This window comes from Cohnella hongkongensis (genome assembly GCF_042654645.1).
In the GTDB taxonomy this organism is placed as follows: domain Bacteria; phylum Bacillota; class Bacilli; order Paenibacillales; family Paenibacillaceae; genus Cohnella; species Cohnella hongkongensis.
Genome location: NZ_JBHSEP010000021.1, coordinates 59,634 through 79,823, shown reverse-complemented (window position 1 = coordinate 79,823; position 20,190 = coordinate 59,634). Strand labels below are relative to the sequence as shown.

15 protein-coding genes are annotated in these 20,190 nt (G+C 59.8%); 11 read left to right on the top strand and 4 right to left on the bottom strand.

The features are described from left to right. Positions 1-61: 61 nt before the first annotated feature. Positions 62-865: a Cof-type HAD-IIB family hydrolase gene (locus tag ACFO3S_RS22305; RefSeq protein ID WP_378100585.1), complete on the bottom strand. Its 804-nt coding sequence runs from the start codon at positions 863-865 to the stop codon at positions 62-64. A 119-nt stretch (positions 866-984) separates the two neighbouring features. Here ACFO3S_RS22305 and ACFO3S_RS22300 point away from each other — a divergent pair, with 119 nt between their 5' ends. After that, on the top strand, positions 985-1,983 hold the full coding sequence (locus ACFO3S_RS22300) for a Gfo/Idh/MocA family protein (RefSeq protein WP_378100583.1): 999 nt from the start codon (positions 985-987) through the stop codon (positions 1,981-1,983). A gap of 977 nt (positions 1,984-2,960) precedes the next feature. Here the strand turns inward: ACFO3S_RS22300 and ACFO3S_RS22295 are convergent. After that, complete coding sequence (locus tag ACFO3S_RS22295) at positions 2,961-4,019, bottom strand: LacI family DNA-binding transcriptional regulator (protein ID WP_378100582.1); 1,059 nt, start codon at positions 4,017-4,019, stop codon at positions 2,961-2,963. Between the two features lie 330 nt (positions 4,020-4,349). Here ACFO3S_RS22295 and ACFO3S_RS22290 point away from each other — a divergent pair, with 330 nt between their 5' ends. The 6 genes from ACFO3S_RS22290 (at position 4,350) to ACFO3S_RS22265 (ending at position 12,796) form a co-directional block, all read left to right on the top strand. Continuing rightward, a complete protein-coding gene (locus ACFO3S_RS22290) occupies positions 4,350-5,780 on the top strand; it encodes an L-fucose/L-arabinose isomerase family protein (protein WP_378100580.1) in 1,431 nt (476 codons plus the stop codon). Continuing rightward, on the top strand, positions 5,780-6,643 hold the full coding sequence (locus tag ACFO3S_RS22285; RefSeq protein ID WP_378100578.1) for a transketolase: 864 nt from the start codon (positions 5,780-5,782) through the stop codon (positions 6,641-6,643). Before ACFO3S_RS22290 ends, ACFO3S_RS22285 begins: the two co-directional genes overlap by 1 nt. After that, positions 6,636-7,586, top strand: coding sequence for a transketolase family protein (locus tag ACFO3S_RS22280; protein ID WP_378100576.1), 951 nt, complete (start codon positions 6,636-6,638; stop codon positions 7,584-7,586). Before ACFO3S_RS22285 ends, ACFO3S_RS22280 begins: the two co-directional genes overlap by 8 nt. Next, positions 7,583-9,076 (top strand): FGGY family carbohydrate kinase, encoded by a 1,494-nt coding sequence (locus tag ACFO3S_RS22275; RefSeq protein WP_378100574.1) that lies wholly within the window; start codon positions 7,583-7,585, stop codon positions 9,074-9,076. The genes ACFO3S_RS22280 and ACFO3S_RS22275 overlap by 4 nt, the downstream gene beginning before the upstream one ends. Before the next feature lie 75 nt (positions 9,077-9,151). Next, positions 9,152-11,839, top strand: coding sequence for a glycoside hydrolase family 78 protein (locus ACFO3S_RS22270; protein WP_378100572.1), 2,688 nt, complete (start codon positions 9,152-9,154; stop codon positions 11,837-11,839). 18 nt (positions 11,840-11,857) lie between these two features. Then, on the top strand, positions 11,858-12,796 hold the full coding sequence (locus ACFO3S_RS22265) for a nucleoside hydrolase (RefSeq protein ID WP_378100570.1): 939 nt from the start codon (positions 11,858-11,860) through the stop codon (positions 12,794-12,796). A 319-nt stretch (positions 12,797-13,115) separates the two neighbouring features. On the opposite strand, the gene ACFO3S_RS22260 is transcribed toward ACFO3S_RS22265, so the two are convergent. Together ACFO3S_RS22260 and ACFO3S_RS22255 are read right to left on the bottom strand one after the other, a co-directional pair. Next, complete coding sequence (locus tag ACFO3S_RS22260; protein ID WP_378100569.1) at positions 13,116-13,841, bottom strand: response regulator transcription factor; 726 nt, start codon at positions 13,839-13,841, stop codon at positions 13,116-13,118. 6 nt (positions 13,842-13,847) lie between these two features. Further along, the gene (locus ACFO3S_RS22255) at positions 13,848-15,779 is read right to left on the bottom strand and encodes a sensor histidine kinase (protein ID WP_378100567.1); all 1,932 of its coding nucleotides are present in this window, start codon (positions 15,777-15,779) and stop codon (positions 13,848-13,850) included. Between the two features lie 191 nt (positions 15,780-15,970). Here ACFO3S_RS22255 and ACFO3S_RS22250 point away from each other — a divergent pair, with 191 nt between their 5' ends. From ACFO3S_RS22250 to ACFO3S_RS22235, 4 genes are all read left to right on the top strand, one after another. Continuing rightward, on the top strand, positions 15,971-17,314 hold the full coding sequence (locus tag ACFO3S_RS22250; protein WP_378100566.1) for an ABC transporter substrate-binding protein: 1,344 nt from the start codon (positions 15,971-15,973) through the stop codon (positions 17,312-17,314). A gap of 91 nt (positions 17,315-17,405) precedes the next feature. Next, entirely contained in the window at positions 17,406-18,278 is an 873-nt protein-coding gene (locus ACFO3S_RS22245; RefSeq protein ID WP_378100564.1) for a carbohydrate ABC transporter permease, read from the top strand. Next, positions 18,278-19,096, top strand: coding sequence for a carbohydrate ABC transporter permease (locus ACFO3S_RS22240; RefSeq protein WP_378100562.1), 819 nt, complete (start codon positions 18,278-18,280; stop codon positions 19,094-19,096). The genes ACFO3S_RS22245 and ACFO3S_RS22240 overlap by 1 nt, the downstream gene beginning before the upstream one ends. Positions 19,097-19,105: 9 nt before the next feature. After that, on the top strand, positions 19,106-20,110 hold the full coding sequence (locus ACFO3S_RS22235; RefSeq protein WP_378100560.1) for a helix-turn-helix transcriptional regulator: 1,005 nt from the start codon (positions 19,106-19,108) through the stop codon (positions 20,108-20,110). Positions 20,111-20,190 lie beyond the last annotated feature (80 nt).

Here is a 20,190-nt window from a genome sequence, read left to right as displayed (position 1 = left end):
TTGGATTAAAATGAGACGAAGCGCTTCCTGCCCATTAGAGCCGGAAGCGCTTCGTTCGACGTTAAGCGTTCAGCACGAACTTCTCGATCACGTGCCGGACGCCTTCTTCATTGTTGGTCAGCGTAACGTAGTCGGCGATTTCCTTCAGCGCCGGGACGGCGTTGGCCATCGCCACGCCGAGGCCGGCAGCCTCGACCATCTCGTGGTCGTTCATCGCGTCGCCGATGGCGATCGTCTCCTCGATTGGAATGCCGTAGTAGGCGGCGAGGAAGCGGAGCGCGTGACCCTTGGTGCCCTCCGGATGGAGAAACTCCAAGTAGTTCGGCTTGGACTTCGTCAGATGCGCTCTGGAGCCGAATCGGCTTCTCAGGTCTGGCATCATGGCGTCCAATCTGGCAGGCTCGTCGATGACGAGCAGCTTCGTCTGCTTCGGATGCTCGATAATGCGTTTGTAATCCGGTTCTACAATATAGGGAATGTTCGATTGTTTGGCATAGCTTTGAATGTGGTCGTTGTCCTCGGCCACATAGAGCTTGTCGTCGATGTAGCTCTGCAGATGCAGTCCGTTGGCCGCACAGTATTCGTAAAGCTCAAGGGCAACGCTTGTCGGAAGCGAGCGTTCGTACAAAACCTCCTCGTCCAGCAGATTTTTGATCAGCGAGCCTTGGTAGGTGATGATCGGAACGTTCAGTCCGACTTGTCGGGCGATCTTCTGGGCAGAGTCGAACATTCTACCCGTCGCGATAGTCAAATGCACGCCTCTGGCGATGGCGTCGTTCATGGCTCGCCGCGTTCCTTCGGTCACCGTCAAATCGTCCGTTAACAGCGTGTCGTCGAGATCGGTAGCAATCAGGCGGTATGGCATCCTTCTCTCCCTTTCTATCTCGTTGGTATCGTCCCATTGTACCCCAAATTGGCGTGATCGAAAAGATCGTCAGGCGTGCTATAATTAGGGGGAAAACGAGAGAAGAGAGGGATTCGGCAATGAAACGTTTGCGTTGGGGAATACTTGGGTGCGCCGCGATCGCGGATCGCGCAGTGATACCGGCCATTCGCGCTTCGGAGACGGGGGAGCTCGTCGGCGTCGCCAGCAGGAACGAGGAGAAGGCAAAGGCGAAAGCGGAGGAGTTCGGCATTCCGAAGCATTACGGAAGCTATGAGGCGCTGCTGGACGATCCGGAGATCGATGCCGTGTACATCCCGCTTCCGAACCATCTTCACAAGGAGTGGACGATCGCGGCGGCGAAGGCCGGCAAACATATTCTCTGCGAGAAGCCGCTGGCGCTCAACGCAGCGGAGGCGCAGGAAATGGTCGATTACTGCAAGCAGGCAGGCGTACATCTGGCGGAAGCCTTCATGTATAGACATCACCCGAGAATCGCTAGAGTGAAGGAGATTCTCGCTGGTGGAGAGATCGGAGAACTGAGAGCGATTCGCGGCGTGTTTACCTACAATGGAGCCGAGAATAAAAGCGATATCAGACAGGTGAAAGCTTGGGGAGGCGGGGGACTGTACGACGTCGGGGTCTACCCGCTCAGCGCGGCGCGCTGGATTACCGGAGCCGAGCCGGAGGCGGTCACGGTTCACGCGCTGTTTTCCCCGGAGCACGACGAGGTCGATATGATGGCGTCCGGTCTGGTGGAGTTTGCGGGCGGCGTGGCGCTGACGTTCGACTGCGGCATGTGGGCGACGTTCCGCAACGAGCTGGAGATCGTCGGCACGGAAGGCACGATCTTGCTGAAGCCGTCGTTCCTGCCGAATAAGGAGAACGATATGATCGTCGTGCAGGCCGGCGGGGAAAGCCGCACGGAAGGCCCTTATGGCGTGGACGCCTACGTCGCGCAATCCGATCAATTCGCCCGCGTCGTCTGGGGCGAGGAGCAGCCGCTGTTCCCCGCCCAGGACGCCGTCGACAACATGAGGCTGGTGGACGCTTGCTTGGAGTCCGCTCGCAAGCGGCAGCGGGTTGTGCTGTTACGCTAGCCACATAAAAAGCTCCCTCTCCACAATTTCGATAACGGAGGGGGCTTTTTAAGTAGGGACCTTTCCTATCCCCTAACATTCCTGGTGTCAGTAGGTTAACCGTACTATGCACAGCCACAGCCTTTGACGTTGAGGCCATTTCTTGCCCTTGGCCCCGCAGCTATGGAAGCGGGGGAGGCCATTTCTTGGCCTTAGCCCCGCAGCTAGGGAAGCGGGGGGGCACTTTCTTGGCCTTGGCCCCGCATCTCAGGGAAGCGCGGAGGCACTTTCTTGGCCTTGGCCTCGCATCTCAGGGAAGCGCGGAGGCACTCTTTTGGCCTTAGCCCCGCATCTCAGGGAAGCGCGGAGGCACTCTTTTGGCCTTAGCCCCGCGGCTCGAGTGACGTCAAGGCACTTTTATGGCCTTAGCCCCGCGGCTCGAGTGACGTCAAGGCACTTTTATGGCCTTAGCCCCGCGGCTCGAGTGACGTCAAGGCGCTTTCTTGGCCTTAGCCTCGCGGCTCGAGTGGCGTCAAGGCACTTTTATGGCCTTAGCCTCGCGGCTCGAGTGACGTCAAGGCACTCTTTTGGCCTTAGCCCCGCGGCTCGAGTGACGTCAAGGCACTCTTTTGGCCTTAGCCCCGCGGCTCGAGTGACGTCAAGGCACTTTTATGGCCTTAGCCCCGAGGCTCGGGAAGCGCAAAGGCACTTTTTTGGCCTCGGCCCCGCGGCTTAGATAGCGCCGAGCCACGGACGCCCCGCAGTCTCGATTTCGCCTAAGCCCAACCTACTCGGCAGGACTGGGGGACGACAAATTGTCTCAAAAGTGGCATGAAAAGCCGGGAACCCTTGCGCAGCAAGCGGTGCGAATCTCCCAGGGAAATCATAAGGGCTTGAGGTTGCACCCTGAAGCTATTTTACCATTCGTCGCCATCCATCCATCCATGGTTGCTTAGTGACGTTATTGCGGCAGAGGAAAAAGCCAGCCGATCCCAGACTCAAACGGTCCGAAGGACGGAGGCCGGAGATGCTGTCGACAAGCGCTCGACGAAACGGGTGTCGACGCGGGTTTTCATCCGGGCGTCGGAGCCGTGCTCGGCCGGATCCGTCAGCAGGTCGACGGCGAGCCTGGCCATCTTCTCCTTCTCGACATGGATCGTCGTCAGCTCGGGCGTGACGATCACGGACTCGCTGATGTTGTCGAAGCCGATGACGGAAATGTCTTCAGGGACGCGGTAGCCGAGCTCGGCCAGCGTCTTCATGGCGCTGATGGCGATGTAGTCGCACTCGCAGAAGAGCGCCGTAGGCAGCCTGCCCTCCGACCGAATGCAAGCTTCGAGCTGTCGGCGCATCGATTCTTGGGACGAAAGCAGCGTCGGCGCGACGGCGAACGTTCGGCTCGGCGCAATCTCCAAGCCTCTCTCCCGAAGCGCGGCAAGGAAGCCCGCTTTACGCTCCTCGAAATTATGAATCCGCACGTTGGAAGCGACGTAGCCGATATCCCGGTGGCCGAGCTCGCATAGGTGCGTTCCCGCCTGATAGGCGCCCATGGCGTTGTTGATTTCGACAAAGTGAATCGGCAGCGTATCGTAGCACGTATCCAGAACGACGAGCTGCGGGAGGCGATCCGCCACGGTCGCGATCTGTTCCTTGCTCAGATTGGTGCCAAGCAAAATGGCCCCGCTGCTGCGATGCTCCTCGGCAATCGCGCGAACGTTGTGCTCGAACTGATCCATATCCACGGACGAGAACATAACGGAATACCCCTTGGAACGGCAGCGCTCTTCGACGTAATGAATCAGTTCTCGGAAAAAGGGCTGCTGGTAATACTCCTCAAGCACGATTCCCAGATTGGTGATGACCAGAAACAATATCGATTTGGAGGCTTTGTCGGACGTTGGCGACGAGCTGCGCGGCTTGGCGTTGTACCCCATTTCCCGGGCAATGCGCAAAATTCGTTCCCTCGTCTCGCTGCCGATGCCGGGCTTGCCGCTGAGCGCCAGGGAGACGGCCGATTTCGATACTTGCGCGATTTTTGCTATATCTTCCATTCTCATCGGAATTTCTCCGTTCTATTCAGAATAGGGGACTAAAGGCGTTGAATTCGAAGCTGTTGAGTTGAGTTTAGTTTACTACTGTTTTCCCGTTTTGTACAACACCTAAACTAAACAATCACAATAATCCAGCTAAATAGACTAAACTAAGGCTAAATTTTAGTTGACTCCCTATTTTTACGGTGATAGGATGGGGGTGTAAGGGAATGAAGACGGAACGTTTTAAGTGATTGTTTAGTTGAATATGCACTCTGTTTAGTTCTGTTTAACTGATTTACGAGGCCGTTGAGGCAGGACAGATCCGAATAACCGAATCGAAAGGGAGAGAGCGACATGAAAAAGTTGAAGCTGGGGTACGCCCCGACGAGAAGGTTCACGTTCAGTGCGGAAGACGCTTTCAAGTACAAGGTGCAGATCCGCGAAAAGCTGGATTCCTTCGGTATGGACATCGACATTGTCGACTTGGAGGGGCTTAATCCGGAAGGGCTGCTGTACGACGATCGGATCGGGGCGGAGGAAATCGCGGAGCATCTGCTCAAGGAGAAGGTCGACGCTGTCTTCTTCCCGCACTGCAATTTCGGTACGGAAGATACGGTAGCCCGGGTCGCCAAGACGCTCGGCAAGCCGGTGCTGCTCTGGGGGCCCCGCGACGAGGCGCCGCTGGAGGACGGCATGCGTCTCCGCGATACGCAGTGCGGCCTGTTCGCAACGGGCAAGGTGCTGCGCCGCTTCCGCACGCCCTTCACCTACGTGACGAACAGCCGAGTGGACGACCCCGTGTTCGAACGCGGCTTCAAAAATTTCGTGGCGGCTGCCAACGTGGTGCGTCATTTCCGCAGCCTGAGAATTTTGCAGATCGGGCCGCGGCCGACATCGTTCTGGACGATGATGTGCAACGAAGGCGAGCTGCTGGAGCGGTTCGGCATCGAGCTGCATCCGATTACGCTGGTGGACATTACGAATGCGGCGAAGAAAGCCGAGAAGTCCGGAGGTCCCGAGCTGACGGAAGCGATCCAATACATTCGCGACAAGCTGGACATCTCCGAGGTGACCGACGACGACGTCAAGCGCGTGGCGGCGCTCAAGGTGGCGATGAAGAAGCTGGCGGTCGATTCCGGCAGCACCGCGATCGCGATTCAGTGCTGGTCCGCCCTGCAGGACGCGATCGGCATTATGCCCTGCCTGGCCAACGCGATTCTCACCGACGAGCAAATTCCGGTCACCTGCGAGACCGACATTCACGGGGCGATCACGTCGGTGATGGTTCAGGCGGCGGCCATGAACGAGGCGCCGACCTTCTTCGCCGACATCACGGTCCGCCATCCGGAGAACGACAACGGCGAGCTGCTGTTCCACTGCGGCAATTTTCCCGTGTCGCTCAGCGTGGAGAACAAGCCGAAAATGCGCAAGCATTTCCTGTTCGACGATCACGCGCCGGGCACCCACGAAGGAGAAATCCGCGGGGGCAGCATGACGATCGCCCGCTTCGACGGCGACAACGGCGAATACCAGCTGTTCCTTGGCAAGGCGAAGGGCATCACGGGACCTTACACGCGCGGCTCTTACGTCTGGGTAGAGGTCAACGACTGGCCGCTGTGGGAGGAAAAGCTGGTGAAGGGCCCGTACGTGCACCACTCCGTCGGCATTCACGCCAACGTCATACCGGCGCTGTACGAAGCCTGCCAATACATTCCCGGCCTGACGCCGGATCCGGTCGATCCGACGGAGGAGCAAATCCGCGCCTGGCTGAGAGGGAGCGTGTAATGATGGCAAGCATACTGGAACTGAAGCGCAAGTCTCTGCAAATCCGTAAAGAGCTGATGACGATGATCCATGCGGCGAAAGGCGGACATACGGGAGGCTCTCTCAGCAATACCGACATTTTGACCGCCCTTTATTATGAAGTGATGAAGCACGATCCGAAAAATCCGAAGCTGCCGGACCGCGACCGTTTCGTGGCGAGCAAAGGCCACTGCGTCGAGTCGCTCTGGTGCATTTTGGCCGATCTCGGCTATTTTCCGAAGGAGGAGCTGTCCACGTTCAGCCAATTCGGGACGAGACTGATCGGGCATCCGAACAACAAGGTGCCCGGCATCGAGATGAACACCGGGGCGCTCGGCCACGGTCTGGCCGTATCGGTCGGCATGGCGCTGGCCGCCAAGCGGGACGGCAGTCCGTACCGCGTCTATTGCCTGATGGGCGACGGAGAGCAGGCCGAAGGCTCGGTCTGGGAGGCGGCGATGGCGGGAGCGCACTACAAGCTGGACAATCTCGTCGGCATCATCGACCGCAACCGACTGCAGATCAGCGGCAGCACGGAGGACGTCATGGCGCTGGAGCCGCTGGACCGGAAGTGGGAGGCGTTCGGCTGGCACGTCGTCGCCGTGGACGGCCACGATTACGGCGAGCTTCTGCGGGCGTTTCGCGCCGCGCCGGAGGCGGCCGGGAAGCCGACGCTGCTGCTGGCGAACACCGTTAAGGGCAAGGGCGTTTCTTTCGCGGAAAACAAACCGGAATGGCACCATCACGTCCCGAACGACGAACAGCTGAAGCAGGCGCACGAGGAGCTCGACGCCGCGCTGGCCGCGCTCGAGAACGAACAGGAAAGGAGCGGAACCCATGCCTAATACGATTCCGAACCGTCAGGCGATGTGCGAAACGCTGCTGGAGCTGGCCGAGGGCAATCGCGACATTATGGTGCTGGCCAGCGACTCGCGGGGCTCGGCGGCGATGGCTCCGTTCGCGAAGAAGTATCCCGAGCAGTTCGTGGAGACGGGCATCGCGGAGCAGAACATCGTCGGCATTGCGGCGGGCCTGGCGCACAGCGGCAAAACGCCGTTCGTGACGTCTCCGGCCTGCTTCCTGAGCATGAGGAGCATCGAGCAGATCAAGGTGGACGTCGCGTATTCGAACACGAACGTCAAGCTGATCGGCATCAGCGGCGGCATCTCGTACGGCGCGCTCGGCATGTCGCACCACTCGGTGCAGGATATTGCCGTCACGCGCGCGATTCCCGGCTTGGCCGTCGTGCTGCCGGCGGATCGCCACGAGACGAAGAAGATGACCCGCGCCATCGCCGAATACGAGGGCGGCGTCTACGTGCGGATCGGCCGCAATCCGGTAGAGGACGTGTACGAGGAGGACGACGATCGCGAGTTCGTGCTCGGCAAAGCCGTTCGCCTGAAGGACGGCCACGATCTGACGCTGATCGCCGCGGGCGAGACGGTGCGGGTGGCGCTGGACGCGGCGAAGCTGCTGGAAGAGAGCGGCATCCAGGCCCGGGTGCTCAACATGCATACGATCAAGCCTCTGGACGTCGAGGCGATCGTCGCCGCGGCCGAAGAGACGGGAGCGATCATCACGCTCGAAGAGCACAGCGTGTACGGCGGACTCGGCGCCGCAGTCGCCGAAGTCACGTCCCAGCATTGCCCGGTTCCGCTGAGAATTCTCGGCATTCCCGACGAGCCCGCGATCGCCGGCAAGACGGCCGAGGTGTTCCGCCATTACGGCCTGTCGGCAGAGAACGTCAAGGAGCTTGCCGAGCGGCTGGCAGGCGCGAAAGCACGATGAGCTACCTGCTTACCGTAGACCAGAGCACGGCCGGCACAAAAGCGATGCTGACCGATCGGGAAGGACGCATTCGTCATCGGTGCTCGCTCGCGCACCGGCAAATCTATCCGCGGGACGGTTGGGTGGAGCACGATCCGCTGGAACTGTATGGTAACGTAAAGGCTGCGATCCGCAGCGTGATGGATCAAGCCGGCATCGGCCCGGACGGCGTCGCGGCGCTGACGATTACGAATCAGCGCGAGACGGCGCTGATCTGGGACCGCGAGACCGGCCTGCCGATCGCCAATGCGATCGTCTGGCAGTGCCGGCGCACCGCCGATTGGTGCGAGGGGAGGAAGCGGGAAGGACTGGAGCCGCTTGTACTCTCCCGTACCGGCCTGCCTCTGGATCCTTACTTCTCGGCGGGAAAATGGAGCTGGCTGCTCGAGCACGAGGCGGCCGGCATTCCGGTCGAACGGCTGGCTGCGGGGACGATAGACAGCTGGCTGATCTGGAAGCTGACCGGCGGACAAGTGCATGCAACCGATTACACGAATGCGAGCCGGACGCAGCTGTTCAACATCCATACGCTGAAGTGGGATGAGCAGTTGGCCGACAAATTGGGCATTCCGCTGTCGCTGCTGCCCGAAGTGAAGGACAGCGACGCCGTGTACGGCATGACGGACGAGCCGGAGCTGTTTCCGGTGCCGAAGCCGATCGCCGGCGTCATCGGAGATTCGCAAGCGGCGCTGTTCGGTCAGCAGTGCACCCGGCCGGGCATGGCCAAGGGCACCTACGGCACCGGCACGTCCGTGCTGATGCATACGGGCGACGAGCCGGTCAAGGCAGGCCACGGGCTGGTGACGGCGATCGCCTGGGGAATCGGCGGAAGGGTGGAATACGCGCTGGAGGGCGTGATTCGTTCGACCGGAGATTCCTTGAATTGGGTGCGCAACGAGCTCGGCCTGTTCAAGGACCACGCCGAGCTCGAAGCGGCAGCCGCGGACATCCCCGATACCGGCGGGGTCTATCTCGTCCCCGCGTTCGTCGGACTGGGCGCTCCGCATTGGAATGCCCGAGCCCGCGCGGCTATCATCGGCCTGAACCGCTCGTCGGACCGGCGCCATCTGCTGCGCGCCGCACTGGAGAGCATCGCTTATCAGGTCGCGGACGCGGTTCGACTGCTGTCGGCGGAAACCGGGCTGCCGCTGAGCGAGCTTCGCGTCGACGGCGGGGCAACGGCCAACGAGCTGTTGATGCGTTTCCAGGCCGATCTGCTGAACGCGGAGGTCGTTCGCTCCGAGGCGGCCGAGCTGTCCGCGCTCGGCTCCGCCTATATGGGGGGGCTTGCGCTCGGATGGTGGGACCGGAACGATTTGTTTTCGTTTTACCGTAAACATAAAAGCTATTCTCCCGGCATGGACGGAGAGACACGGGAGCGTCTGAACCGGGGCTGGCAGGCGGCGGTCAAAGCCGTGCTCGCGGCCGAGGAGGCTTCGCGCGAGGGATGATCCTCGCTGCGCTCGCGATGGAAGAACCGAATGCGGGTCTTCCGCGAAAATCAATAGGAAACGGAGGAATCGCCGATGTCGTTGCGCGTCGTCCAACTTAAAACGGAGTACGTCGAAAATCCGCTGGGACTCGATGAGAAAAAGCCGAGGCTGTTCTGGAGACTGGAGTCGGAGGAACGGGGAGCCGCGCAGAGCGCGTACCGCATATTGGTCGCCTCTTCCGAGGAGGCGCTGGATCGCGAAGAGGGGGATCAATGGGATTCCGGCAAGATAGAGTCGGACAGCTCCATCCAGGTGACGTACGGCGGTAAGCCGCTCGTCTCCGAAGGGCGTTATTACTGGAAGGTTCAGGTGTGGGACGCCCAGGGCAGGCCGTCCGATTGGAGCGAGACGGCGTTCTGGACGATGGGGCTGCTGGACCGCGGCGAATGGAAGGCTGGATGGATCGGCCGCAAGACGGAGCCCAACGCGAACATGCAGCCCTCCCCATTCGTGCGCAAGTCGTTCGCCATCGATGGCCAAGTGGCGAGAGCGACCGTCTATGCCACGGCGCTGGGGCTGTACGACCTCCGGGTGAACGGCGAGAAGGTCGGAGATCTGTTCGCGCCGGGTTTTACCGATTACGACAAGCGGGTGCAGGTGCAGACCTACGACGTGACGCACCTTCTGAAGGAAGGGGATAACGCGGTCGGCGCCGTGCTCGGCGACGGCTGGTACTGCGGAACCGTCGGGTTCCTGGGCAGCAAGGTGTACGGACAGCGTCCGTTCTTCCTGCTGCAGCTTCACATCGAGCTGGCCGACGGCACGAAGCGCATCGTGGCGACGGACTCGTCCTGGCGGACGGCCCGCGGGCCGATTCTGTATTCCGACATGATCAAGGGGGAGGCGTACGACGCCCGTCTGGAGCTGGACGGCTGGGACCTTCCCGGCTTCGACGATTCGGGCTGGGAGCAGCCGGACGTCCGGCCGGGCTACAACGGTCTGCTGACCGCTTCGCTCGAGCCTCCGGTGCGCATCACCCAGACGATGAGGCCGATATCCGTGCGCCGCACGGAAGCGGGTACCTACATTTACGATATGGGACAAAATATGGTCGGCTGGACGGAAGTGAAGGTTCGCGGCGCGCGGGGAAGGAAGATTACGCTGAGCCACGCCGAAATGCTCAACCCGGACGGCTCGCTGTATTTGGACAACCTGCGGGTGGCCGTGCAGCAGGATCACTACATCTTGAAGGGCGAAGGGCTGGAGCGCTACGAGCCGCTCTTTACGTTCCACGGCTTCCGCTATGTCGAGCTGATCGGGTATCCCGGCGAAGCGGATCTTGACACGATCGTCGGCAAGGTCGTGCATTCCGACACGCCTCGCACCGGGCGGTTGGAGACGGACGACGACAGGGTCAACCAGCTGTATTCGAACATCGTGTGGGGACAGCGGGGCAACTTCCTGTCCGTCCCGACGGATTGCCCGCAGCGGGACGAGCGGCTCGGCTGGACGGGGGACGCCCAGATTTTCGCCCGGACGGCTTCCTACAATATGGACGTGTCCCGGTTCTTCACCAAGTTCATGTGGGACATGATCGACGCGCAGCAGCCTTCGGGCGCCTTCACGGACGTAGCCCCCGACGCCGGGTGGATTCGTCACAAAATGTGGAACACGCGGCTCAACTGGTTCGCGCCGGACAACGCGGGCTGGGGAGACGCGGGCGTCGTCATTCCGTGGACGCTGTACCTGATGTACGGGGATACCCGCATTCTGGAAACCCATTACGACGCCATGGTTCGCTGGGTCGAATATTTGAAGGCGAACAGCGACGAGCTCGTCCGTCCGAACTACGCCAATTACGGCGACTGGCTGTCGATCGATGCCGATACGCCGAACGAAGTGCTGGCGACCGCCTATTTCGCCTACAGCACGAAGCTGCTGTCGCGCATCGCCGGCGTCCTCGGCAGGACCGGGGACGAAGCGCATTACGACGGGCTGTTCCGGGACATCGCCGCCGCCTTCCGCCGCGCCTTCGTCGACGGGGAGGGACGCATCCGCGGCGAGACGCAGACCGTCTACGTGCTGGCGCTGCAGTTCGGCCTTCTGGAGGACGGGCTGCGCGACAAGGCGATCGTCCGCCTCACGGACAACATCCGGGAGCGGGGCGACCGGCTGTCGACCGGCTTCCTCGGCGTCGGCTATCTGCTGCCCGCGCTGACGGACAGCGGGCGGCTCGACGTCGCCTATACGCTGCTCACCCAGGAGGCGTTCCCGTCCTGGATGTATTCGATCAAGCACGGGGCGACGACGATCTGGGAGCGTTGGGACGGCTGGACCGAGCATAACGGCTTCCAGACGCCGTCGATGAACTCGTTCAACCATTATTCTCTAGGCTCCGTCGGCGAGTGGATGTTCCGCTATATGGCGGGCATCGAGGCCGATCCGGCCCGTCCCGGCTTCCGCCATACGCTCATTCGGCCTCAGCCCGGCGGCCGGCTTAACGAGGCGAAGGCGGAGTACCGTTCGCTGTACGGTCCGGTCGCCTCGGAATGGAAGCGGTCGTCCGACGGAAGCTTCCGTCTTGCCGTACGTATACCGGCGAACGCGACGGCGACGGTGGTCGTTCCCGGCACCGGCGTCCAGGTAGACGGCCGGTCCGTCGAGGAGGCGGCATCCGGGCAAGGCTGGAAGCTGGCCGAACGGACGACGACCGCCGCCGTCTTCGAAGTCGGCTCGGGCGAGTACATGTTCGAGAGCGTCTATGGCGCGACTCGGGAATAGGGGAAGGGGAGCAGGAAAATGAACGCGATTTTCGAACGGTTTCCATACCGGGTTCCGGCGGGCAAACGCGTACGCGTCATCGTCAACACCGACGCGGCGAACGAAGCGGACGATCAGTATGCGATCGTGCAGGCGCTCTTGACGCCCAAGCTGATCATCCGCGGCTTTGTCGCGACCCACTTCGGCACGCACAGAACGGATACGTCCATGGAGCAGTCTTACGCCGAGATCAAGCGGATTTTGGATCTGATGGACATGAGCGAGGATTATCCGGTGTACCGCGGCTCCGCAGGACGCTTGAATCCGGACGCCCCGGTCGTCAGCGAGGGCGCGCAGTTCATCATCGACGAGGCGATGCGGGACGATGCGCAGGAGCCGCTGTTCGCGATCTTCCTGGGCGCGATTACCGACCTGGCGGCCGCCTATAAGGCCAAGCCCGAGATCGCCGGAAGGCTGACGGCCGTCTGGATCGGCGGAGGCGCTTATCCGCAAGGCGGCGAGGAGTTTAATCTGGGCAACGACATCGCCGCCGCCAACATCGTATTCCGGTCCGACATTCCGCTGTGGCAGGTTCCGAGGGACGTCTATAAAATGCCGCGAGTCTCGCTTGCGGAGCTGGCCGTCAAGGTAAAGCCATGGGGGAAGATCGGCGACTACCTGTTCCGGCAGCTGGAGGAATTCAACCTGCTGCCGATTCATACGCCGCGCTGGCCGCCCGGAGAGTCGTGGAATATGGGCGATTCCCCGGCGGTATCTCTGCTGATCGACGATCAGAACTTCGATTACGAGCTGCGGTCCGCGCCCGAGGTTCGGGAGGCGGATATGGGCTATGTCCATCCCGGGACGGCCAGGCCGATCCGGGTATACACCAGCGTGGATTCCCGTTTCATTCTGGAGGATCTGTACGCGAAGCTTCAGCTGTTTCACGAGCTGAGCTCTTCCGGTCAGAGCACATAGGGAAGAGGGCCGTCGTCCGGGCAGGGCGACGGCCCTCTTTTCTCGGTGAAACGCCTCCGACAAAAACGCGATTCCGCCTCTAGAGGACGCCGAAGGCGTTGTTGCTTGGTGATTCAGAAAGTATAAAATTCCCTATACTTCTCTGAATCACCTCCGACATAAACGTTATCTCGCCGGTCCCAAGGACGGCGTAAGCCGTTTATGCTTGGCTATCCCGATCCGAATCCCCTTCGACCTGAACGATGTCCCGCCGATTCCAAGGACGGCGCGGTCCGTTTAGGCTCGCTTGCGAGATCGGCGGCGCCGGTCTCGCCGCGCTTTACTTCTGGTATTCGCGCGGGGTCATTCCCGTCGCCTGCTTGAAGATGCGGCTGAAATAAAACGGATCGCCGTAGCCGACCTGCTCGCCGACCGTCTTGACGGGAAGATCCTTCCGGTGCTTGAGCAGATGCTTCGCCTCGTTGATTCTTAGCGTGGCGATGTACTTCGAAGGCGCTTCGCCGGTATGCTTGAGAAAAATTTTGCTTAAATAGGCGGCGGAGAAATTGAACTGCTTGGCGAGCTGCTCCAGACTGATTTCCTCGTGAAAGTGCTCCCTCAGGTAGCTCTGAATGCGCTGCACCGTTTTCTCGATGTCATTGGCCTCGACGATGGGCTCCTTGGAGAGCTGCGCCCTGACGTCGTTCAGCACCTCCGCCAGATCGTGCTGCTTAACCGGCTTCAGCAAATAATGCTTGACGTTGAATTTCATCGCCTGCCGGGCATATTCGAAGTCGGCGTACCCGCTGGCGATAATGACCGCGGTGCGCGGATAATACTTGTGAACCTCCTCGATCAGCTTCAGACCGTCCATCACGGGCATGCGAATGTCCGTGACGAGAAGCTGTGGCTGCAGCTGCCGGACGAGCTCCAGCGCCTCCTCGCCGTGCGTGGCTTCGCCGACGACGGCGAAGCGTTGCCGGCTTTGCTCGATTTTGCGGACCAGACCGCTGCGGATCAAATCCTCGTCCTCGGCGATCACGGTTGAGTAAGTCACTTCCTGCATGCCGAATCACTCCTTATGCAGCAGCCCTCCGATGCGCACGGACGCGCCGCCGGTCGGATGGTTGCGAATTTCGAAAATTTTGTGCTCGCCGTAAATCAGGTTTAATCTTAAATAAATGTTGAGCAGGCCCATGCCGTTCAGCTCCAGCGTCGGGAGGCTGCTCTCCTTCTCGAGCGAGGAAAGCCTGGCCTGCAGCCGGGCGAGCTTGTCCGGCTCGAAGCCGCCTCCGTAGTCTCTCACCTCGACCTGCCAACAGGTGTCGGTCATGGAGCCGATGATATCGATCCGCCAAGGCGGGGCTTGGGAGGTGCCGAATTTAATGCTGTTTTCGACGAGCGGCTGAACGGCCAGCTTCGGCACCGTCTGGGACAGCAGCTCCTCCGGCACGGAGACGCGGTAGGTTAGCCGCTCGCCGAAGCGCATTTTGTTGATCTCCAAATAGTTGATCGTATGCGTCAGCTCGTCCCGCAGCGGCACCTGGCGCTCCTTGGAGGTGATGTACCGCAGAAAGTCCGACATATGCTCGATCGTCGCGATCAGCGGCTCGTTCATCCGCTGCTCGGCCATCTCCTGAAGGTTGGCCAGCGTATTGTACAGAAAGTGCGGATTCATCTGCGACTGCAGAGCGTTCAGCTGCGCTTGCAGGCTTTGCGCCTCGGCCAGCAGCAGATGGTCCAGCGACTGCTTCAGCCGCTCGCTCATGCTTTGGAACGCGTCGTGGAGCTCGTCCAGCTCGATGAAGCCGCTGTTCATTTTCTGCTGGGCGATGATGTTGGAGCCGATATGCTCGAACGAAAAGTTGCGAACCGCGCGCCGAATTCTGTAAATGGGGAACGTGATTTTATTGGCCGCATAGAAGCTCAGCCCGATGCCTAGCGCCAGGAGCACGAAGGCGGTGCCGAACAGCTGGAACGTGAATTTCTGAAGCGGCCGGAACAGATCGCTTTCCGACGTCGTCAGAATCGTCGTCCACCCGGTCGACGACGAATGGTGCAGCGACAGCAGCTGCTTCTCCGACGTGATCGGGTCGGTGAACGGCAGATTGCGATGCAGGTCGCTTCCCTTGTCCAGAGAAGCGACGAGACTGCGGAACGCTTCGTTCCGTTCGCTGTCGTGCTCGAACGGATAGATGATCCGGCCGTCCCGGTTCAGCACATAAATATGCCCGTTGTAGGGATTGTTGCTCTCGAAATCGGCAGCGCTTGCAAGAATGCGGTGCGCGTACTGCTTCACCTCGATCGCGCCGATCGGCACGTTGTACTCGTCGTACAGCAGCCGATAGAGCGAGATGGAGTATTTCCCGGCCTCGGAAGAATAATACTTGGACAGCTGCAAGTCCAGATTCGGGTCGGAGATCAGCTTGCCCGGCTGTCCCTGCAGCAGCTGTTCGATGAACGGCGCCTCCTCCGGCTTGTAGGCCCGTTCCCGATTGTCGAAGCCGGTGCCGTAATAGCGGCCGTTAAAGGAGTACAAGTAGATCTGCTCCACCAGTCGGGAAGGCCCGATAATGGCGGTCAGCGCGTCGGTCAGCACCTTGGCGTCGTTGTTCTGCCGAAAGCGCTGCTGCTGAGCGTCCGCGACCGGGTCGGCTTCGGGCCGGCCCGAAGCCGCATCCTCCGGAGACGTCGAGTTGTTGTTCGCGCTGGCGTCCGGGTCGGCCGGGCGGCCGTCAGCCGGCCTTCTGTCGGACATATAGCTGGCGAAGCGCTCCTTGACGAGATTGGAGTACATCACGTTCAGGGAAACCCGATTCAGCTGCTCGATCTGCTGAACGAGCTGGTCCTGAATCGAGACGCCGAAGCTGTCCAGCGTGCTCGTCGTCTGACCCCTCAGCTGTTGGGTCGACCAGGAATAGAAGAAGAGGACGAACGTCGCGAATACGATCAGGATAATGGAGGAATACGTTAGAAATAAAGCCGTTCTCATACTTTTAAACATATGTTGTACCCCTTGGAGGCTAAACTGAACTAAACATCAGTTAAATTATACCTCAACTTTTCATAGATGTAAGCGGTTAAATTTAGACAAGTTTAGGATCGATTCATCTATGGAGGAAAAAAATCTACTCATTATACTTAAGAGTATCATCTTCGGATGAGCAAGCGAATAACGAACAGGGGGACTTGCGAATGAAGAAATGGACGATGACCTTGCTTTCCGTGTTTCTGGCGATGACGGCCGTGCTGGCCGGCTGCGGAGGCAACGACAAGGGGGGCAGCGCGTCGCCGTCGGCCGGCGGAAGCGGATCCGAACAGGGGGAAGGCAAAAAGAGCGTAACGCTGACTTATATGGCGAGCCAGGGCTGGATCAAAGACTCTGAGATGGAGCTGGCGAAAAAGTTCGAAGAGGAAACCGGCATTAAAATCGATTACCAGATCGTGCCTTCCGACCAATATTTCAACGTGCTGAAAACGAAGCTGAACGCCGGCGAAGGTCCGGATATTTTCGGCGGACAGAGCGGATACAGCGAAATAACGATGAACTACAACGTCGAGAAAAACGCCGTCGATCTGAGCGACCAGGAATGGGTGAAGCGCGAGGACCCGCTGTCCGTAGAGCAGCTTACCGCCAACGGCAAAGTGTATGCGCTTACGATCTGGGACACTTACAGCAGCTTCGTGATCGCGTATAACAAAAAGCTGTTCAGCGAGCTTAACCTGGAAATTCCCAAAACCTACGAAGAGTTCAAGAACGTCTCGCTGAAGATTCAGGAGTCCGGCGTGACGCCGATCTACCAACCGATCGCCGACGGCTGGCATCATGTGCTGTGGTTCGCGGAGCCGGGGCCGAACTACGATAAGCTGGAGCCGAACCTCTATGAGGATCTGAATCAGAACAAGCGGAAATTCGTGGACAGCCAGGCGATGCTGGATTCCTTGACGCAGCTGAAGGAAATGTACGACCTGGGCTTCTTCGGCGACAACACGTTATCCGACACGGGCTCCGACACGGTGGCGAAGCTGGGCACCGGCGAGTTCGCGATGAGCCTGGTGGCGCAAAGCGCAGCGCTTGAAATTGCCGAGGAATACGAGGAATTCGAAGTCGACGATTTTGGCTTCTTCCCGATTCCGCTGACGGACAACCAGATTTATTACATCAATCCGGGCGGACCGAGCAAATTCATCTATTCCGGCTCCAAATACATCGAAGAGGCGAAGGAATATTTCAACTTCCTGACCCGTCAGGAAAACCTGCAGTATATGCTCGACAACGACCCGACGATTTCCAATCTGAACTTCCCGGGTCTGCAGAACAAATATACCGCCGAGCAGCAAAAAATGTTCGACAGCTATCCGCAGCGCGGCACCGATATTCAGAACTACGTCAACTACGTGAACCCGCAATGGATGGACATCGGCAAGGATATCGTCGCGATGCTGTCCGGCGTCATTCAGCCGATCGACGTGCTGAGGAGCATCGACCAGCGCCGTGCGGATATGGCCAAGGTGGCGCAGGACCCGAACTGGCAATAAGTTCGGCGACCGGCAGAATCGGGGGTGGCAATGGCCCGGAAGCGCGGGCCGTTGCCAGCTTCATTCTAGGGGGAAATGAGGGGAATTTGCGATGAATCGAGTCATGTATCCGTTTTATTTCAGCATTGCGACACTGGTCGTTTATTCGATATTTTTCGTTGTGCCGGGCATTATGGGAATTTATTTTTCGTTCACCGATTGGAACAGCTATACGGACGAAATCCGCTTTATCGGCTTCGACAATCTGGCGAAGATCTTCTCCGGAGAAGCGAAGTATCTCAGTTATATCGAAAATACGCTCGTGTTCACGGTCAGCACGGTTGTGCTCAAGACGGCGCTTGGCCTGCTCTTCGCGATGATGCTGAACGACGGCATCCGGGCGAAGGGATTCCACCGGGTCATGCTGTTTATGCCCTCCATCGTTCCGATGCTCGTGGTCGGCCTGATCTTCAAATCGATCCTGAATCCGGCGACAGGGCTGCTGAACGAATCGCTGCGTGCGATCGGACTCGACTTTATGGCACAGAAATGGCTGACCGATCTGAACTGGGCTTTCAAATCGATCATTGCCGTAGATATCTGGAAAGGCGTCGGCTACATTATGATCATTCTGCTGGCCGGTCTGCAGTCGATCGACAAAACCTACTACGAGGCGGCGGCCATCGACGGAGCGAACTTCTGGCAGAAGCTGGTGCGCATTACGATCCCGCTTATTGTGCCGGCGCTCGTCGTGACGACGGTGTTGAACCTGCTGCACGGCCTGAAGGTGTTCGAAGCGGTATACGTATTGACCAACGGCGGTCCGGGTTACGCGACGGACGTGATGTATACGGCGATATTCAAGGAGTTTTCCACCGGTAATTACGGTATGGGCACGGCGCTGTCTTCCGTCCTGTTCGTCGTCATGACGGTGCTCGGCTACTTCGTCATACGCCTGATGTCGAGAGAAGGTGACGAACGATGATGAACAAGGCGATTCTGCCGGCGCTGCGCAATGGGCTGGCCTGGATTCTGAGCGCGATCATGTTTATTCCGCTGCTGCTCGTCGTCGTCAACTCCCTGAAGACGAAAGCGGAGGCGAACGGCATGAACATGTCGCTGCCGAAGGTGTTCCAGTGGTCGAACTACTCGATCGTGATCGAGGAAGGCAAGCTGGTGCAGTCGTTCTTTAACAGTCTGCTGTACGCGACCGGAGCGACGGTCGGCAGCATCCTGCTCGCCTCGCTGGCGGCCTACGTCTTCTCGCGCAATCGCACGAGGCTGAACAAGGCGATGTACTTTTATCTGATTATGGGAATTGCCATGCCGGCCAACTTCGTCACTTTGATGAAGGTCATGCAGTGGACGCATCTGCTGAACACGCAGATCGGCATCATTCTGCTGCTGGCGGCGTCCAGCATCCCGTTCAGCGTCTTTCTGATCTACGGCTTCGTCGGCGGCGTGCCGCGGGAGCTCGACGAAGCGGGGGTCGTCGACGGCTGCTCTCCGCTCCGTCTGTTCGTATCGGTCGTCATGCCGATGCTGACGCCGGTGCTGGTGACGGTCGCGATTCTGAACTTTATGGGCTCGTGGAGCGATTTTATCCATCCGCTCTACTTCCTGAACAATTCGGACAAGTGGCCGATGACGCTGGCCGTGTATAATTTCTTCGGCCGCTTCCAGGTGAACTGGAACCTCGTGTCGGCGGACATCGTGCTGACGACGCTCCCGGTCATCGTTATTTACTTGCTCGGCCAGAGATTTATCATTTCCGGCATGACGGCCGGCTCGGTCAAAGGGTAAAAGAAGGTGATGAAGCTGCTAATGCAACAGGGAAGGCAACATGCGGACGGCTCCTGGCACGCGTTCTGGAGACAGGCCCGACAGCCGCTGACGCTGGAAGGCCGCAGCGACACGGTGGAGCTGATCTGCCTCGCCGCAGGCAGAGCGCACGTCGAGCGAGGCGGGTGGAAGCAGGCGCTGAATCCCGGCGACTTCCTGCTTGCCGGGCTGCTCGGCGCGAGGACGGCGGTTGTGCCGGCCGCCGCCGGCTGCCGCCTGCTGCATATCCGGCTGTCCGCGGAGCTGCTGCTGGGCTTGCCGCAGGGCGGCCGGCTGCTGGCGATGCTGTACGCGGCATGCGAAGGCGAGATTATCGGCCCGCACTCGCCGTGGGCGCAAGCGATGCTGGAAGCGGCCGAAAGTCTGGCCCTGCAGCAGGAGCGCGAGGGCTCGGACGGGCAGGGCGGCCGACAGCTGCTGCAGTATGCGAAGCTGGCCGAGCTGCTTGGCTACCTGTACGAGGGCTTGAGCAGAGAGCGTTTCTCGGCCGGACAGCAGGAAGGCGGCTATCGGGCGGCGGCGGAAAACCTGCTGGACGCGGTCGCTTACATGATCGAGCATGTGACCGGCGATCTCGATATGCGGGCGGTCATTCGCCGAAGCGGGCTGGGCCGGACGCAGTTTTACGAGGAGTTTCGCCTGCTGACCGGCATGAGCCCGAAGCAGCTCATTCACCGGCTGCGCATCCGGATGGCGATTCGTCTGCTGCGCACCTCGGATTTAAGCGTCACCTCCATCGCCTACGAATGCGGCTATCGGTCGCTGAACTACTTTCACAAGCATTTCAAGGAGCAGTATGCGGTGACTCCGCGCGAGTACCGCAATCGGGACAGGTTGAAGCGCAGCGCCTCGAGCGCTTCGTCGAGCGGGCCCCGCGCCATGGAGACAGGGAAGGCGGCCGCCGCGGGCAGAGGCTTGGAATTTCTGGCCTACACCGGTTTTATCGATCAAAGAAACGCAAAACAACCTGTCTGAAGCCGGCAAAGCCATTCCCTTCGGAATGGAATGAACTTCTTCAGCCGGTTCAACCCCTATAGACAGAGCGGAAGGTTAAG

Bases quoted from the DNA above. Each gene is read 5' to 3' on its own strand.
- ACFO3S_RS22280 (WP_378100576.1), top strand. From the start codon at position 6,636: ATGCCTAATACGATTCCGAACCGTCAGGCGATGTGCGAAACGCTGCTG.
- ACFO3S_RS22270 (WP_378100572.1), top strand. From the start codon at position 9,152: ATGTCGTTGCGCGTCGTCCAACTTAAAACGGAGTACGTCGAAAATCCG.
- ACFO3S_RS22235 (WP_378100560.1), top strand. From the start codon at position 19,106: ATGAAGCTGCTAATGCAACAGGGAAGGCAACATGCGGACGGCTCCTGG.
- ACFO3S_RS22265 (WP_378100570.1), top strand. From the start codon at position 11,858: ATGAACGCGATTTTCGAACGGTTTCCATACCGGGTTCCGGCGGGCAAA.
- ACFO3S_RS22290 (WP_378100580.1), top strand. From the start codon at position 4,350: ATGAAAAAGTTGAAGCTGGGGTACGCCCCGACGAGAAGGTTCACGTTC.
- ACFO3S_RS22285 (WP_378100578.1), top strand. From the start codon at position 5,780: ATGATGGCAAGCATACTGGAACTGAAGCGCAAGTCTCTGCAAATCCGT.
- ACFO3S_RS22245 (WP_378100564.1), top strand. From the start codon at position 17,406: ATGAATCGAGTCATGTATCCGTTTTATTTCAGCATTGCGACACTGGTC.
- ACFO3S_RS22260 (WP_378100569.1), bottom strand. From the start codon at position 13,841: ATGCAGGAAGTGACTTACTCAACCGTGATCGCCGAGGACGAGGATTTG.
- ACFO3S_RS22295 (WP_378100582.1), bottom strand. From the start codon at position 4,019: ATGAGAATGGAAGATATAGCAAAAATCGCGCAAGTATCGAAATCGGCC.
- ACFO3S_RS22240 (WP_378100562.1), top strand. From the start codon at position 18,278: ATGAACAAGGCGATTCTGCCGGCGCTGCGCAATGGGCTGGCCTGGATT.
- ACFO3S_RS22275 (WP_378100574.1), top strand. From the start codon at position 7,583: ATGAGCTACCTGCTTACCGTAGACCAGAGCACGGCCGGCACAAAAGCG.
- ACFO3S_RS22255 (WP_378100567.1), bottom strand. From the start codon at position 15,779: ATGTTTAAAAGTATGAGAACGGCTTTATTTCTAACGTATTCCTCCATT.
- ACFO3S_RS22305 (WP_378100585.1), bottom strand. From the start codon at position 865: ATGCCATACCGCCTGATTGCTACCGATCTCGACGACACGCTGTTAACG.
- ACFO3S_RS22250 (WP_378100566.1), top strand. From the start codon at position 15,971: ATGAAGAAATGGACGATGACCTTGCTTTCCGTGTTTCTGGCGATGACG.
- ACFO3S_RS22300 (WP_378100583.1), top strand. From the start codon at position 985: ATGAAACGTTTGCGTTGGGGAATACTTGGGTGCGCCGCGATCGCGGAT.